This window comes from Kosakonia sp. SOY2, from assembly GCF_027109175.1.
Lineage (GTDB): Bacteria > Pseudomonadota > Gammaproteobacteria > Enterobacterales > Enterobacteriaceae > Kosakonia.
On record NZ_JAPVXH010000005.1, the window covers coordinates 140,378 to 153,767 of the forward strand.

Annotated in this window: 16 protein-coding genes; 9 read left to right on the forward strand and 7 right to left on the reverse strand. The window is 52.7% G+C overall.

Annotation, left to right across the window (positions count from 1 at the left end; translation table 11 throughout):
• The first annotated feature begins 131 nt into the window (after positions 1-131).
• The 4 genes from O3S68_RS20770 (at position 132) to O3S68_RS20785 (ending at position 4,817) form a co-directional block, all read left to right on the forward strand.
• The gene (locus O3S68_RS20770; protein ID WP_269232380.1) at positions 132-425 is read left to right on the forward strand and encodes a co-chaperone GroES; all 294 of its coding nucleotides are present in this window, start codon (positions 132-134) and stop codon (positions 423-425) included.
• Between the two features lie 44 nt (positions 426-469).
• Complete coding sequence (gene groL, locus O3S68_RS20775) at positions 470-2,116, forward strand: chaperonin GroEL (protein WP_020456209.1); 1,647 nt, start codon at positions 470-472, stop codon at positions 2,114-2,116.
• Positions 2,117-2,493: 377 nt separating this feature from the next.
• The gene (locus O3S68_RS20780) at positions 2,494-2,847 is read left to right on the forward strand and encodes a DUF4156 domain-containing protein (RefSeq protein WP_020456210.1); all 354 of its coding nucleotides are present in this window, start codon (positions 2,494-2,496) and stop codon (positions 2,845-2,847) included.
• Positions 2,848-3,179: 332 nt separating this feature from the next.
• Positions 3,180-4,817: a methyl-accepting chemotaxis protein gene (locus tag O3S68_RS20785; protein ID WP_045514347.1), complete on the forward strand. Its 1,638-nt coding sequence runs from the start codon at positions 3,180-3,182 to the stop codon at positions 4,815-4,817.
• A gap of 74 nt (positions 4,818-4,891) precedes the next feature.
• On the opposite strand, the gene epmB is transcribed toward O3S68_RS20785, so the two are convergent.
• A complete protein-coding gene (epmB, locus tag O3S68_RS20790) occupies positions 4,892-5,920 on the reverse strand; it encodes an EF-P beta-lysylation protein EpmB (RefSeq protein ID WP_269232381.1) in 1,029 nt (342 codons plus the stop codon).
• 40 nt (positions 5,921-5,960) lie between these two features.
• Here epmB and efp point away from each other — a divergent pair, with 40 nt between their 5' ends.
• The 3 genes from efp (at position 5,961) to ecnB (ending at position 6,971) form a co-directional block, all read left to right on the forward strand.
• Complete coding sequence (gene efp, locus O3S68_RS20795) at positions 5,961-6,527, forward strand: elongation factor P (RefSeq protein ID WP_017459193.1); 567 nt, start codon at positions 5,961-5,963, stop codon at positions 6,525-6,527.
• 59 nt (positions 6,528-6,586) lie between these two features.
• Entirely contained in the window at positions 6,587-6,718 is a 132-nt protein-coding gene (locus O3S68_RS20800) for an entericidin A/B family lipoprotein (protein ID WP_071925253.1), read from the forward strand.
• 106 nt (positions 6,719-6,824) lie between these two features.
• Positions 6,825-6,971 (forward strand): lipoprotein toxin entericidin B, encoded by a 147-nt coding sequence (gene ecnB, locus O3S68_RS20805; protein WP_020456213.1) that lies wholly within the window; start codon positions 6,825-6,827, stop codon positions 6,969-6,971.
• A 29-nt stretch (positions 6,972-7,000) separates the two neighbouring features.
• Here the strand turns inward: ecnB and O3S68_RS20810 are convergent, their stop codons facing one another.
• Positions 7,001-7,603, reverse strand: a complete 603-nt coding sequence (locus tag O3S68_RS20810) for a helix-turn-helix transcriptional regulator (RefSeq protein WP_020456214.1) — start codon at positions 7,601-7,603, stop codon at positions 7,001-7,003.
• A 265-nt stretch (positions 7,604-7,868) separates the two neighbouring features.
• Here O3S68_RS20810 and sugE point away from each other — a divergent pair, with 265 nt between their 5' ends.
• Positions 7,869-8,186, forward strand: coding sequence for a quaternary ammonium compound efflux SMR transporter SugE (gene sugE, locus O3S68_RS20815; protein WP_020456215.1), 318 nt, complete (start codon positions 7,869-7,871; stop codon positions 8,184-8,186).
• Here sugE and blc read toward each other — a convergent pair.
• The 5 genes from blc to frdA all read right to left on the reverse strand — a co-directional run bounded on the left by blc (position 8,183) and on the right by frdA (position 12,092).
• On the reverse strand, positions 8,183-8,713 hold the full coding sequence (gene blc / locus O3S68_RS20820) for an outer membrane lipoprotein Blc (protein WP_269232382.1): 531 nt from the start codon (positions 8,711-8,713) through the stop codon (positions 8,183-8,185). The two genes, sugE and blc, sit on opposite strands and share 4 nt — an antisense overlap.
• An 85-nt stretch (positions 8,714-8,798) precedes the next feature.
• Positions 8,799-9,158, reverse strand: coding sequence for a fumarate reductase subunit FrdD (gene frdD / locus O3S68_RS20825; RefSeq protein ID WP_017459187.1), 360 nt, complete (start codon positions 9,156-9,158; stop codon positions 8,799-8,801).
• Positions 9,159-9,168: 10 nt separating this feature from the next.
• Positions 9,169-9,564, reverse strand: coding sequence for a fumarate reductase subunit FrdC (gene frdC / locus O3S68_RS20830; protein ID WP_020456217.1), 396 nt, complete (start codon positions 9,562-9,564; stop codon positions 9,169-9,171).
• 10 nt (positions 9,565-9,574) lie between these two features.
• Positions 9,575-10,309: a succinate dehydrogenase/fumarate reductase iron-sulfur subunit gene (locus O3S68_RS20835; protein ID WP_020456218.1), complete on the reverse strand. Its 735-nt coding sequence runs from the start codon at positions 10,307-10,309 to the stop codon at positions 9,575-9,577.
• Positions 10,302-12,092, reverse strand: a complete 1,791-nt coding sequence (gene frdA, locus O3S68_RS20840; RefSeq protein ID WP_020456219.1) for a fumarate reductase (quinol) flavoprotein subunit — start codon at positions 12,090-12,092, stop codon at positions 10,302-10,304. The genes O3S68_RS20835 and frdA overlap by 8 nt, the downstream gene beginning before the upstream one ends.
• A 307-nt stretch (positions 12,093-12,399) precedes the next feature.
• Between frdA and epmA the strand changes: the two genes are divergently transcribed.
• The gene (gene epmA, locus O3S68_RS20845; protein WP_020456220.1) at positions 12,400-13,377 is read left to right on the forward strand and encodes an elongation factor P--(R)-beta-lysine ligase; all 978 of its coding nucleotides are present in this window, start codon (positions 12,400-12,402) and stop codon (positions 13,375-13,377) included.
• Positions 13,378-13,390 lie beyond the last annotated feature (13 nt).

Genomic DNA, 13,390 nt, shown 5'->3' on the forward strand with positions numbered 1-13,390 from the left:
CAAATTTTTTTTGCTGTTCCCCCTTGAAGGGGGAAAAAGCCAACCCCATCTCTCAGGTCACCAGCCGGATAACCGTTTGTGGCCCGGCGTCATCCATAACTGATAAAGACTTTCTCAAAGGAGAGCTATCAATGAGTATTCGTCCGTTACATGATCGTGTGATCGTCAAACGTAAAGAAGTTGAGTCTAAATCTGCTGGCGGTATCGTTCTGACCGGTTCTGCGGCAGGCAAATCAACTCGTGGCGAAATCATCGCTGTCGGTAAGGGCCGCATCCTGGAAAACGGTACTGTGCAACCGCTGGACGTGAAAGTGGGTGATATCGTGATTTTCAACGATGGTTACGGTGTGAAAGCTGAGAAGATCGACAACGTAGAAGTGTTGATCATGTCCGAAAGCGACATTCTGGCAATTGTGGAAGCGTAACAGCGCGCGCGAACGAACCTGAACGAATTTAAGGAATAAAGAAAATGGCAGCTAAAGACGTAAAATTCGGTAATGACGCTCGTGTAAAAATGCTGCGCGGCGTGAATGTTCTGGCAGATGCAGTGAAAGTTACCCTCGGTCCGAAAGGCCGTAATGTGGTTCTGGATAAATCTTTCGGTGCACCGACCATCACCAAAGATGGTGTTTCCGTAGCACGTGAAATCGAACTGGAAGATAAGTTCGAAAACATGGGTGCGCAGATGGTGAAAGAAGTGGCTTCCAAAGCGAACGACGCTGCGGGCGACGGTACCACCACTGCAACCGTACTGGCGCAGTCCATCATCACTGAAGGCCTGAAAGCTGTTGCTGCGGGCATGAACCCGATGGATCTGAAACGTGGTATCGACAAAGCTGTCTCTGCTGCGGTCGAAGAGCTGAAAGCCCTGTCTGTACCGTGCTCTGACTCTAAAGCGATTGCGCAGGTTGGTACTATCTCCGCTAACTCCGACGAAACCGTAGGTAAACTGATCGCTGAAGCGATGGATAAAGTCGGTAAAGAAGGCGTGATCACCGTTGAAGACGGTACCGGTCTGCAGGACGAACTGGACGTGGTTGAAGGTATGCAGTTTGACCGCGGCTACCTCTCTCCTTACTTCATCAACAAGCCGGAAACTGGCGCAGTAGAACTGGAAAGCCCGTTCATCCTGCTGGCTGATAAAAAAGTTTCCAACATCCGCGAAATGCTGCCGGTTCTGGAAGCCGTTGCGAAAGCAGGCAAACCGCTGCTGATCATCGCTGAAGACGTTGAAGGCGAAGCGCTGGCAACGCTGGTGGTGAACACCATGCGCGGCATCGTGAAAGTGGCTGCCGTTAAAGCGCCTGGCTTCGGCGACCGTCGTAAAGCCATGCTGCAGGACATCGCTACCCTGACCGGTGGTACCGTGATTTCTGAAGAAATCGGTATGGAACTGGAAAAAGCGACCCTGGAAGATCTGGGCCAGGCTAAACGTGTTGTGATCAACAAAGACACCACCACCATCATCGATGGCGTGGGCGAAGAAGCGGCAATTCAGGGTCGTGTGACTCAGATTCGTCAGCAGATCGAAGAAGCCACTTCCGATTACGACCGTGAAAAACTGCAGGAGCGCGTAGCGAAACTGGCTGGCGGCGTTGCCGTTATCAAAGTTGGCGCAGCAACTGAAGTTGAAATGAAAGAGAAAAAAGCCCGCGTTGAAGATGCGCTGCACGCGACCCGTGCTGCCGTTGAAGAAGGCGTTGTGGCTGGCGGCGGCGTTGCGCTGATCCGCGTAGCAAGCAAACTTGCCGAGCTGAAAGGCCAGAACGAAGACCAGAACGTGGGTATCAAAGTTGCGCTGCGCGCAATGGAAGCTCCGCTGCGTCAGATCGTGCTGAACTGCGGTGAAGAGCCGTCTGTTGTGGCTAACTCTGTGAAAGCAGGCGACGGTAACTACGGTTACAACGCGGCTACCGAAGAGTACGGCAACATGATCGACATGGGTATCCTGGATCCGACTAAAGTGACCCGTTCTGCTCTGCAGTACGCGGCCTCTGTAGCTGGCCTGATGATCACCACCGAGTGCATGGTGACTGACCTGCCGAAAGGCGATGCGCCGGACTTAGGTGCTGCTGGTGGTATGGGCGGCATGGGCGGTATGGGCGGCATGATGTAATCGCTGCCGGACGCGCGTTCAGGGCGACCTGGCGCGAGTTCAACGAAAAAGAGCGGGCTTCGGCCCGCTCTTTTTTTGTTAACTGAAAACCATCTTCTGCGGGTGCGCTAATTATCAGGTCGTGGCTCTGTCTTATTGTTTTGGCGTTAAACGCGACTGGCGGCGGCATCTTTTTAAGACGTTGGTACGCCTTTTCGCAGCGTAATCACTGCCGCTTTCTATGACGTCGGATTTCTATACTTCGCACCGTATCTTTTTTCATTATTTTCCCCAATTTGTGCGGCCTGAGATGGCGGCATTTTTCTTTTGGTCATCTTTTTAGTATAAGGTTTACACACGGGCGACATGCGTCCAGCTCATTGATTATGGGGAATAACATGTACGTAAAACATTTAGCAGGGATTATTGGCGCCTCGCTGTTGCTGGCAGGGTGTAGCAGCAATAATGAATTGACCGCCGGCGGGCAGAACGTTCGCTTTGTCGAGGAGAAACCGGCGGCAACCTGCCAGTACCTCGGTACCGCCACGGGTTCGCAGAGCAACTGGCTCTCAGGTCAGCATGGTGAGGAAGGCGGCTCGCTGCGCGGCGCAGCGAATGCATTGCGTAACCAGGCTGCAGCCATGGGCGGTAACGTGTTGTACAGCGTCTCAAGCCCGACGCAAGGCTTCTTATCCAGCTTCGTGCCGACTGCCAGCGAAATGAATGCGCAAGTGTATAAATGCCCGAACTGAGATATTTAATAGCGCCCCGCCAGTAATGGCGGGGCGCAACTATTTAAAATAACCTCTCTTTTATTTTTAACAGGTTGCTTCTAATTATTTAAGTATGAATAAGCGTGAATATAATTCCTCTGCTAATTAACCTTGCTATCTTCCTGAATATTAAGTTTTCTTAAGATTTATCTAGTGTGATTATATTCACAGCTTTGGATAAATTTTTCTCTAAGAAATGCGTTGGCGACTAAAGTAATATTACGACTTGCCGATACCTACCTCAGGACAAAAAACGAGGGACTGTATAATCTAACAATATATTTTATGCATGATGGTGTCGGGAGTTACGAATGAATATTACAAAGAGATTGTTACTTGCTTTCTCATTACTGATCTTAAGCCTCATCGGCACTAATGTTATCGCTATAATTTCACTGTCTAAAATTGGTGAGTCACAAAATTACTTTCAGGAAAACACCTTACCCAGCCTGGATGCAATGAATAAAGAGACACTGCAGATCTTAAAAGTTCGCGGGCAGCTCTTTTTACATGGTCTGACGGACGATCCCGCCGGGATGGCCGAAATAAAACAGAATGCAACAAAATTGTATGACGAACTCTACGCCATGCACCAGGGTTACCTTAAAGATCTTGTTTCTGACCAACATGATCAGGATTTATCTAATAAAACATTAAGTGATTTAGAAAAATTCCGTTCTGTAATGGACCAGTATTTTAAAGTCTCAGAAAGTAATGACCGCGTTGCCATTATTAAGTCAATGCAGAAAGGTGGGTTTGTCGCAGATAATATTGCGCTGTTAATTAATGATTTTGCTGAGCAAGTGGCGTACAACTCATCATTAGTGACCAAGGCTGTTCAGGACAGCGACAATTTAATTTCCCGGGCAATGATTCTCTCCTTAACGGCGACGATTGCCGCAACCCTCATTCTGGGTTTGTTCGGATTGTTCACCGTGCTGAATATCAAACGTCGCCTGAACGGCATGAAAGACGGCATGGTCACAATTAGCGAAAAACTGGATCTCAGCCATGCGTTACCGACCGGACGTCTGGACGAAATCGGCCAGGCAGTAAGTGCCTTTAATAATCTTGTTGAGCGAGTGGCTGAATCGCTGGCCATGGTGCGTGCCGCTTCCGGTTCGGTGAACACTGCCGCGAATGAGATAGCGCTGGGCAACAACGAACTCTCTGCCCGTACTGAGCAGCAATCCGCCGCTGTGGTTGAAACCGCCGCCAGTATGGAAGAGCTAAGCTCCACGGTAAAACAGAACGCAGAGAACGCGCATCAGGCCAGCCAGCTAGCCCTTACCGCCTCTGATACCGCTTCTCAGGGCGGGAGCGTCGTCGGAGCTGCGGTCAGCCGCATGAAAGATATTATGGATAGTTCCAAACGTATTTCGGAAATTACGTCGGTTATCAACGGCATCGCTTTTCAGACTAACATTCTGGCGCTCAATGCGGCCGTTGAAGCCGCAAGAGCCGGGGATCAAGGGCGAGGTTTCGCCGTGGTGGCCGGTGAGGTGCGCTCATTAGCTCAGCGTAGTGCTCAGGCGGCAAAAGAGATTGAAGCGTTGATCAGCGAATCAGTCACGTTTGTTGAAGAGGGTTCACGGCAGGTTGACCTGGCGGGCGAAACCATGAGCGGTATCGTCAACTCGGTGCTGCAGGTGAAAGATTTGATGCAGGAAATTGCCGCGGCGTCCGACGAACAAAACCGCGGCATTTCGCAGATTGCCCAGGCGATGTCCGAGATGGATACCACTACTCAGCAGAACGCCGCGCTAGTTCAGGAATCGTCTGCGGCGGCCGGTAGCCTCGAAGATCAAGCCACCAAACTGCAACAGCTGGTTGATGTCTTCCGTTTGCCTGGTCAACAACCGGCTGTCGTGAGGTCTTCCGTGTTGCCAGTCAGACAGCCGCGCCCGGCAGTGGCGGGTGGCGGAGATGATGGATGGGAAACCTTTTAAGTTTTAGCGACGAGCCGCTGTAGGCTCGTCTGTTTTGCGGCTACGTTTGCTCTCATCGCGTAGCCGTTTTTTTTTTAACTCTGACGAAGCTGCAAATCCAGCGGCGTTTTACTGGGTTCCCCACCAATCTCACGCGCCAGTTTCGGCACCATATAACCCGATACCAGCGTCAGCAGTTCGCGCATAATCGTGCGCGCCTCGTCATCACTGACCATAAAGTGCGCCGCACCCTGCACTTTATCCAGCACATGCAGGTAATAAGGCATTACACCCGCATCGAACAACGCATTACTTAAATCCGCCAGCGTTTGCGCATTATCATTCACGCCGCGCAGCAACACGCTCTGGTTCAGCAGCGTGACATTGGCCTGACGCAGTTGCGCCATGGCATGACGAAAATCATCACCGATTTCCTGGGCGTGGTTGATGTGGTTCACCAGCAAAATTTGCAGCGATGAGCGGGCAAAACGCGCGCTTAGCGTATCGGTGATCCGCGCCGGAATCACAATCGGCAGACGGCTGTGAATGCGCAGGCGTTTGATATGCGGGATTGCTTCCAGTTGGGCAAGCAGCCAGTCCAGCTCATGATCTTTTGCCATCAGCGGATCGCCGCCGGAAAAAATGATCTCATCCAGTTCCGGGTGCTCTGCAATATAGTCCAGCGCGCCTTGCCAGTTGCGTTTGTTGCCCTGGTTATCGGCATAAGGAAAGTGGCGACGGAAGCAATAACGACAATTTACCGCGCAGCCGCCTTTAACCAGCAGCAGCGCTCGGTTGCGGTATTTGTGCAATAAACCGGGTACCACACTGCTCTGTTCGTCCAGCGGATCGGTGCTGAAACCTGGCGCGGCAATAAACTCTTCCTGTGAAGTAAGTACCTGACGAAGAAGAGGATCATGCGGATTTCCCGGCTGCATGCGCGCTGCGAATGCGCGGGGAACGCGTAGCGGGAACAAGCGCTTTGCCGCCCCGCCAGCGATTAAATTTTCATCAGTGTCTATCTTTAGAAGACGTAACAGTTCATCCGGATCGGTGATTACATCGGCAAGTTGTATTAACCAATCTTCTCTGGATGGGGTTTTTAGGGTTACAATATGCGCCATTTTGTGGCTTAGCTACCAGTTAACAATTTCAGAGGGCCTTATGGCGACTTACTATAGCAACGATTTTCGTGCCGGTCTTAAAATCATGATGGACGGCGAACCTTATGCGGTTGAAGCCAGCGAATTCGTTAAACCAGGCAAAGGCCAGGCTTTCGCACGCGTTAAACTGCGTCGTCTGCTGACCGGTACGCGTGTAGAAAAAACTTTCAAATCTACTGATTCCGCAGAAGGCGCGGACGTTGTCGATATGAACCTGACTTACCTGTACAACGATGGTGAGTTCTGGCACTTCATGAACAACGAAACCTTCGAACAGCTTTCCGCTGACGCAAAAGCGATTGGCGACAGCGAAAAATGGCTGCTGGATCAGGCTGAGTGCATCGTAACGCTGTGGAACGGCCAGCCGATCGCCGTTACCCCGCCGAACTTCGTTGAGCTGGAAGTTATTGAAACCGATCCAGGTCTGAAAGGTGACACCGCAGGTACCGGCGGTAAACCGGCTACCCTGAGCACTGGCGCAGTGGTTAAAGTTCCGCTGTTCGTGCAGATTGGTGAAGTGATTAAAGTAGATACTCGCTCTGGCGAATACGTATCTCGCGTGAAATAATCCTCACGACGTCGGCGTAGCGCCGTGCTACGCCGTCGAACTTTGCAGGCAGGGATGATATGAAACGTCTGACGAAATTCTTCTCTCTACTTCTTATCAGTTGCGCACTGCTTTCCGGTTGCAATACCGCCCGTGGCGTTGGCGAAGACATCCAAAGTCTGGGCCATGTCATTTCCCGCGCAGCGAACTAAAACTTCCTCTCTTCCTAAAAATGCTTCCGTTCCGCTAACCTTCCCGGATTTTGTCTATGCTTAAGTGGCTATACACAAACAATATTGGCTACAAAAGGAAGATATTATGGTTAAGAAGACAATTGCTGCGATCTTTTCTGTTCTGGTTCTTTCCTCAGTCCTGACGGCCTGTAACACCACGCGTGGTGTGGGAGAGGATATCTCCGATGGCGGTAACGCGATTTCTGGCGCGGCGTCAAAAGCGCAACAGTAATCACTGTCGGTACGGCGCTTGCCGTACCGTTAGTTTGAGTTTTCCGGCAGTGATAAGAACGGTGTAAAACGGTTTCCCATCCCCAGCTTCATTCTGATATTGCGCTTGTAGGTGTAAACGGTCTTACCGTTAATGCTGAGATTACTGGCAATCGCCTGGTTATTATTCCCTTCCATCCACAGCGTCAGCACTTTCTCTTCCTGCTTTGTCAGCAGCGGAGTGGCGATTTTCGGTATCGCCCGGATCGGGCGCGCCAGCACCATTGCGTCGATAATTTTCGCCAGTTTTTCCAGCGGTTCTGTTTTCAACAGCGTCGCCTGAATAGCAAACTGCGCGCAAAATTCTGACAGTTGCGCATCTTCGCCAGACTCTAACAACATCACCTGCGTGGGGTCGCTACAAACAGAGAAAAAAGACGCAAGCTGTTGAATATGATGTATTTCATTCTTGAATCCGTGAAGGTCGGCAATCACCAGGTCCGGTTGCCACTGCACAATATGTTCTTTGGCGAGCATCAAGTTATGCAACGCGGTTACCAGGAAGGAGGCGGGGAACAAATCGGGTTGATTGAGCCAGGATTCCATCCCTGTGCGGGTGAAGTAACAGCGGTCAATCACGAGAATCTTGAACATATTTTTCTTCGCAGTCAGAGAGTGTCGCACAACGTCCTGAATTCAGGAGAGCGGATTTATCATAGGGGGTAGATATGGTGAATAAATGCCGGAATTCCGCTGCGAACAGTGGCTATTTCTCGCTTTAAAACGCCTAAAATTGAGCAAGAACAAAAATATTGAAATAACGAGCCTAAAACGTCAAAATTTCCCTCTCTAACACGCCAAACGGGACGACCCGTTTGCGCTCATTCACAATGGGGACGGCCCCACACTGGAGCCAAAAATGTCCTGGTTAATTCTTCTTATTGCCGGTCTTCTTGAAGTGGTTTGGGCTATCGGCCTGAAATATACCCACGGTTTTACCCGGTTAATGCCAAGCCTGATTACCGTGACGGCGATGGTCGCAAGCGTCGTGCTGCTGTCATGGGCAATGAAAACATTGCCGGTGGGAACGGCATACGCCATCTGGACCGGTATTGGTGCAGTCGGCGCCGCCGTCGCCGGCATTGTGCTGCTCGGCGAATCGGCAAGCGTGGCGCGGATCCTCAGCCTCTGTCTGATTGTCGCCGGGATTATCGGATTGAAACTGAGCGCCCATTAATGGTGCTGGTTAATCCATAGCAGTTTGTCCACGGCAAACCCCTGTCGGGCCGCGATGTCCAGCATCTGCTGTTTTACGTCTGCCGGCAGGGTGGGCGTGCGGGACAATATCCAGAGATAGTCGCGGTCCGGCCCGCAAACCAGCGCGTAGCGGTAATCTTTGTCCAGTGCAAGGATGTTATAGCCGCCATAGAAGGGGCCGAAAAAGGAGACTTTCAGCGCAGCGGTGCGTGGGTCACCGGTAAAATACGCGGTGCCGGTGGCTTGCTGCCACATGCCGCGTTCCGTGTTGTAACCGCGATTCACTACCGTCAAACCGCCATCGTCGCGCAGGCTATACGTGGCGGTGACCCTTTCCAGCCCGCGTTCAAATGCGTGGTCAAAGCGGGCAATTTCGTACCATTTACCCAGATAGCGTTGCGTATTGAAATCTTGCACGACGGTCACGCCGTCAGGAGGAGTGGGAGAACTACAGCCGGAGATGAACAGCGCAGCGATAGCAGTCATGATGAGAAGCATCAGGCGCATGAGATTTTCCTTCCAGATCTTTTCTTTAGGGTATAGACGCTGGCGGGAAATTTGCTCTCCTGCTTACGCAGGAGAGCGACTGCTATCAAAGAAATAAAACACCGATCAGGGTAACGACGGTGAGAATGGCCGCAAGACCATAAAACACCCATTTACCGCTGGGAACATGGATTTTTAAATCATGCATCATGTGGTGGATACGATGCAGACCGCACCACACCGGCAATACAATCATCAAAAAGATAAAGACGCGGCCAATAAAGCTTTGCGCAAACGCCAGCACGCGATCGTAACCGAGCGCGTCGCCGGGGTAGAACCCCAGCGGCAGCAGCACGCCAATCAACAGCACGATAACCGGTGTGACAATCGCGCCCCACATACCGCCAGCGCCAAATAATCCCCAGAAAACGGGTTCGTCAGAACGTTTTGGATTCGGGTTAATCACGTTGGCCTCCTTACCAGAACAGTGCGACAAACAGGATCACCACGGTGACCACTGCCGTTACCACCCAAAGCCCTTTAATAACCGGCTCTGGACCCATTTTTTCGCCCTTAACAATAATGAGCTGGGCTTTCGGTGCCAGATCAAACCAGGTTTTGGTGTGCAGCAGTGCCGCCGCCAGCGCGATCAGGTTGAGGATCAGCACAATCGGGTTTTGCAGAAAATGTACAAACCCTGCCCAGCTTTCCGGCCCATGTTTCAGCGAAAAAAGACCGAAGATCAGTTCGAGGCTGAACCAGACCGCCGCGACCGCCGTTCCTTCACGCAGCATATAGAAGCGATAAAACGGCAGGGTTTTCCACCAGGTTGATGGCATGGGACGAACCCAGGCTTTGCGTTTAGTCGTCATAATGCACTCCTTAGCGTGGTTTCAGGGTGGCGATAAGAAAGTCTTTCGAGCTTTCTACCTTGCCCTGCTGAATAGCGGCGGCCGGATCGACATGCTTCGGACAGACTTCCGAGCAGTAACCGACAAACGTACAGCTCCACACGCCGTTCTGGCTGTTGAGTTGCCCCATGCGCTCTTTCTTACCGTTGTCGCGGCTATCGAGGTTATAGCGATGCGCCAGCGTGATCGCTGCCGGGCCGATAAATTCCGGGTTCAGACCGAATTGCGGGCAAGCGGCATAACACAAACCACAGTTGATACAGCCGGAGAACTGGTGATACTTCGCCATCTGCGCCGGGGTTTGCTTGTTAGGCCCCTGATCCGGCGTGCGCGCGTTACCAATAATGTAGGGCTTAATCGCTTCAAGGCTTTCGATAAAGTGGGTCATATCGACCACCAAATCGCGCTCGATCGGGAAGTTAGCCAGCGCTTCGACTTTCAGCCCTTTCTCGTAATCGCGCAGAAAGGTTTTGCAGGCGAGTTTCGGCACTTTGTTAACCATCATGCCGCAGGAGCCGCAAATCGCCATACGGCACGACCAGCGATAGCTCAGGTCCGGCGCGAGGTTATCTTTGATATAGTTCAGCGCATCGAGCAGCGAAGTGGCTTCATCGTAGGGCACATCGTAAAAAGCGCTGTGCGGCGCGTTGTCCACTTCCGGGTTGTAACGGACAATCTCGATTTTCAGATTCTTCATCTCAGCCATTGTTCGTCTCCTTCTTCTCGGTCGCTTCAGCTTCAGCACCGTAGACGCGTTTTGCTGGCGGCAGCGTGGTGATCTTCACGTCGCTGTACTCCAGACGGGTTGCGCCATCGGCATCACGGAAAGCCAGCGTGTGCTTGAGGAAGTTAACGTCATCGCGCTCGGTACAGCCTTCATCCAGACGCTGATGCGCACCGCGAGACTCTTTACGTGCCAGCGCGGAGTGCGCCATACATTCGGCGACATTAAGGCCGTGGCCAAGTTCAATGGTGTAAAGGACATCGGTATTAAAGACGCTGGACGTGTCGGTGATGCGTACGCGTTTAAAGCGCTCCTGCAACTCCGCCAGCTTATCCACGGTTTTCTGCATCAGTTCCGGCGTACGGTAGATGCCGCAACCTTCTTCCATGGATTCACCCATTTCATCGCGGATTTTCGCCCAGCTTTCAGTGCCGTCCTGGTTCACCAGCGCTTTCAGGCGTTTTTCCACGTCGGCGGCTTGTGCGTTCAGCGCACTGTCATTGGCCTCGGTTGCGGTTGCGGCGCGTTCCATAGCGCGTTCACCGGCAAGGCGACCAAACACCACCAGCTCCGCCAGCGAGTTCGAGCCAAGACGGTTTGCGCCATGCAGGCCGACAGACGAGCACTCACCCACGGCAAACAGACCCTTGATTCGGGATTCGCAGTTTTGATCGGTTTCGATACCGCCCATGGTGTAGTGCGCGGTTGGACGTACCGGAATCGGCTCTTTGACCGGATCGACGCCAACATAGGCTTTCGCCAGCTCGCAGATAAACGGCAAACGTTCGTTGATTTTCTTCGCGCCGAGATGGCGTAAATCGAGGTGTACCACATCGCCACGCGGTGTGGAGATGGTGTTGCCTTTGCGCCACTCGTGCCAGAACGCCTGCGACACTTTGTCGCGCGGGCCAAGCTCCATATATTTGTTTTTCGGCTCGCCGAGCGGGGTTTCCGGGCCCATGCCGTAATCCTGCAAATAGCGGTAGCCGTTCTTGTTGACGAGGATCCCACCTTCACCGCGGCAACCTTCGGTCATCAGAATGCCGGAGCCGGGCAGGCCGGTCGGGTGGTACTGCACAAACTCCATGTCGCGCAGCGGCACGCCGTGTGCCAGCGCCATGCCCATACCGTCGCCGGTGACAATGCCGCCGTTGGTGTTGTAACGGTAAACGCGACCCGCGCCGCCCGTTGCCATCACCACCGCATTGGCGCGGATCTGCACCAGCGTACCTTCCATCATATTCATGGCCACCAGCCCGCGGGCATGGTTGTCATCGACCAGGATATCCAGTACGAAATGCTCGTCGAAACGTTGGATTTGTGGGAACTGAAGGGATGTCTGGAACAGGGTATGCAGCATGTGGAAGCCGGTTTTATCGGCGGCGAACCAGGTACGTTCGATTTTCATCCCGCCGAAGCGGCGCACATTGACCGTTCCATCAGGACGGCGGCTCCACGGACAGCCCCACTGTTCAAGCTGGGTCATCTCTGTCGGGCAATGATGCACAAAATAGTCAACGACATCCTGTTCGCAGAGCCAGTCACCGCCAGCAACGGTATCGTGGAAATGGTACTCGAAGCTGTCATGATCCTGGGCGACGGCGGCAGAGCCGCCTTCCGCAGCAACGGTGTGGCTGCGCATGGGATAGACTTTTGAAATCAGTGCGATTTTGGCGTTGGGGTGGGCTTGCGCCGCAGCGATCGCGGTGCGTAATCCCGCTCCGCCTGCGCCAATCACAGCGATATCGGCTTGAAAGGTATGCACGACATTCCTCCAGATTATTGTTGTTCCGCAACGATAAGCCTGAAGCGCTCAAGGTAGTTGCGGATATGTTCCACTGCTCCTTTTTGGGTAAGGGCAGTATAACCGTAGAGATTCGGGGGAAATTTGATGCGTTCGATTTTTTTGCTGTTCTATGCGGTGATATGTCATCGATCTTGATTGATATCACCATTAAATGTTTATCCATCTAGTTATAGACGACATTAATGAAATTATTTTGCGCAAAATTTGTCTCTGCGGATCGATGCGGGTAGACTTCGTGCCCTTGTCTGAAATCGGAGAAAGTACCATGAGCGAGACGGCAACCTGGCAGCCGAGCGCATCCATCCCCAACCTGTTGAAACGCGCGGCAATTATGGCGGAAATTCGCCGTTTCTTTGCCGATCGCGGCGTGCTTGAGGTGGAAACGCCCTGTATGAGCCAGGCGACGGTGACAGATATTCACCTGTTCCCGTTCGAAACCCGTTTTGTTGGCCCAGGCCACTCTCAGGGGCTCAATCTTTATCTGATGACCAGCCCGGAATATCACATGAAACGCCTGCTGGCTGCGGGATGTGGCCCGGTATTCCAGCTGTGCAGAAGTTTTCGTAACGAGGAGATGGGCCGTCATCACAACCCTGAATTCACCATGCTCGAGTGGTATCGCCCGCACTACGACATGTATCGTCTGATGAATGAAGTGGATGATTTGCTGCAACAGGTGCTGGAGTGCCCGGCGGCGGAGTCGCTCTCTTACCAGCAGGCTTTCCAGCGTTATCTGGAAATCGACCCACTCTCCGCTGATAAAACCCAGCTGCGTGAAGCGGCGGCGAAGCTTGATCTGAGCAATATCGCCGATACGGAAGAAGACCGGGACACGTTGCTGCAACTGCTGTTCTCCATGGGCGTGGAACCGCAGATCGGTAAAGATCGTCCGGCTTTTGTGTATCACTTTCCGGCAAGCCAGGCGGCGCTGGCGCAGATCAGTACCGAAGATCACCGCGTTGCTGAGCGTTTTGAGGTTTATTTCAAAGGCATTGAGCTGGCGAACGGTTTCCATGAGCTGACCGATGCCCGCGAACAGCAGCAGCGTTTCGAGCAGGATAATCGCAAACGTGCCGCGCGCGGTTTGCCGCAGCAACCGGTGGATGTAAACCTGCTGGAAGCACTCAAAGCCGGTCTGCCGGATTGCTCCGGTGTTGCGCTGGGCGTGGACCGTCTGGTGATGCTGGCGCTGCAGGCTGAAAGCCTGGCGGATGTGATTGCATTTACCGTCGACCGGGCCTGATGACCCGATGAAT

Bases quoted from the DNA above. Each gene is read 5' to 3' on its own strand.
- O3S68_RS20770 (WP_269232380.1), top strand. From the start codon at position 132: ATGAGTATTCGTCCGTTACATGATCGTGTGATCGTCAAACGTAAAGAA.
- groL (WP_020456209.1), top strand. From the start codon at position 470: ATGGCAGCTAAAGACGTAAAATTCGGTAATGACGCTCGTGTAAAAATG.
- O3S68_RS20780 (WP_020456210.1), top strand. From the start codon at position 2,494: ATGTACGTAAAACATTTAGCAGGGATTATTGGCGCCTCGCTGTTGCTG.
- O3S68_RS20785 (WP_045514347.1), top strand. From the start codon at position 3,180: ATGAATATTACAAAGAGATTGTTACTTGCTTTCTCATTACTGATCTTA.
- epmB (WP_269232381.1), bottom strand. From the start codon at position 5,920: ATGGCGCATATTGTAACCCTAAAAACCCCATCCAGAGAAGATTGGTTA.
- efp (WP_017459193.1), top strand. From the start codon at position 5,961: ATGGCGACTTACTATAGCAACGATTTTCGTGCCGGTCTTAAAATCATG.
- O3S68_RS20800 (WP_071925253.1), top strand. From the start codon at position 6,587: ATGAAACGTCTGACGAAATTCTTCTCTCTACTTCTTATCAGTTGCGCA.
- ecnB (WP_020456213.1), top strand. From the start codon at position 6,825: ATGGTTAAGAAGACAATTGCTGCGATCTTTTCTGTTCTGGTTCTTTCC.
- O3S68_RS20810 (WP_020456214.1), bottom strand. From the start codon at position 7,603: ATGTTCAAGATTCTCGTGATTGACCGCTGTTACTTCACCCGCACAGGG.
- sugE (WP_020456215.1), top strand. From the start codon at position 7,869: ATGTCCTGGTTAATTCTTCTTATTGCCGGTCTTCTTGAAGTGGTTTGG.
- blc (WP_269232382.1), bottom strand. From the start codon at position 8,713: ATGCGCCTGATGCTTCTCATCATGACTGCTATCGCTGCGCTGTTCATC.
- frdC (WP_020456217.1), bottom strand. From the start codon at position 9,564: ATGACGACTAAACGCAAAGCCTGGGTTCGTCCCATGCCATCAACCTGG.
- O3S68_RS20835 (WP_020456218.1), bottom strand. From the start codon at position 10,309: ATGGCTGAGATGAAGAATCTGAAAATCGAGATTGTCCGTTACAACCCG.
- epmA (WP_020456220.1), top strand. From the start codon at position 12,400: ATGAGCGAGACGGCAACCTGGCAGCCGAGCGCATCCATCCCCAACCTG.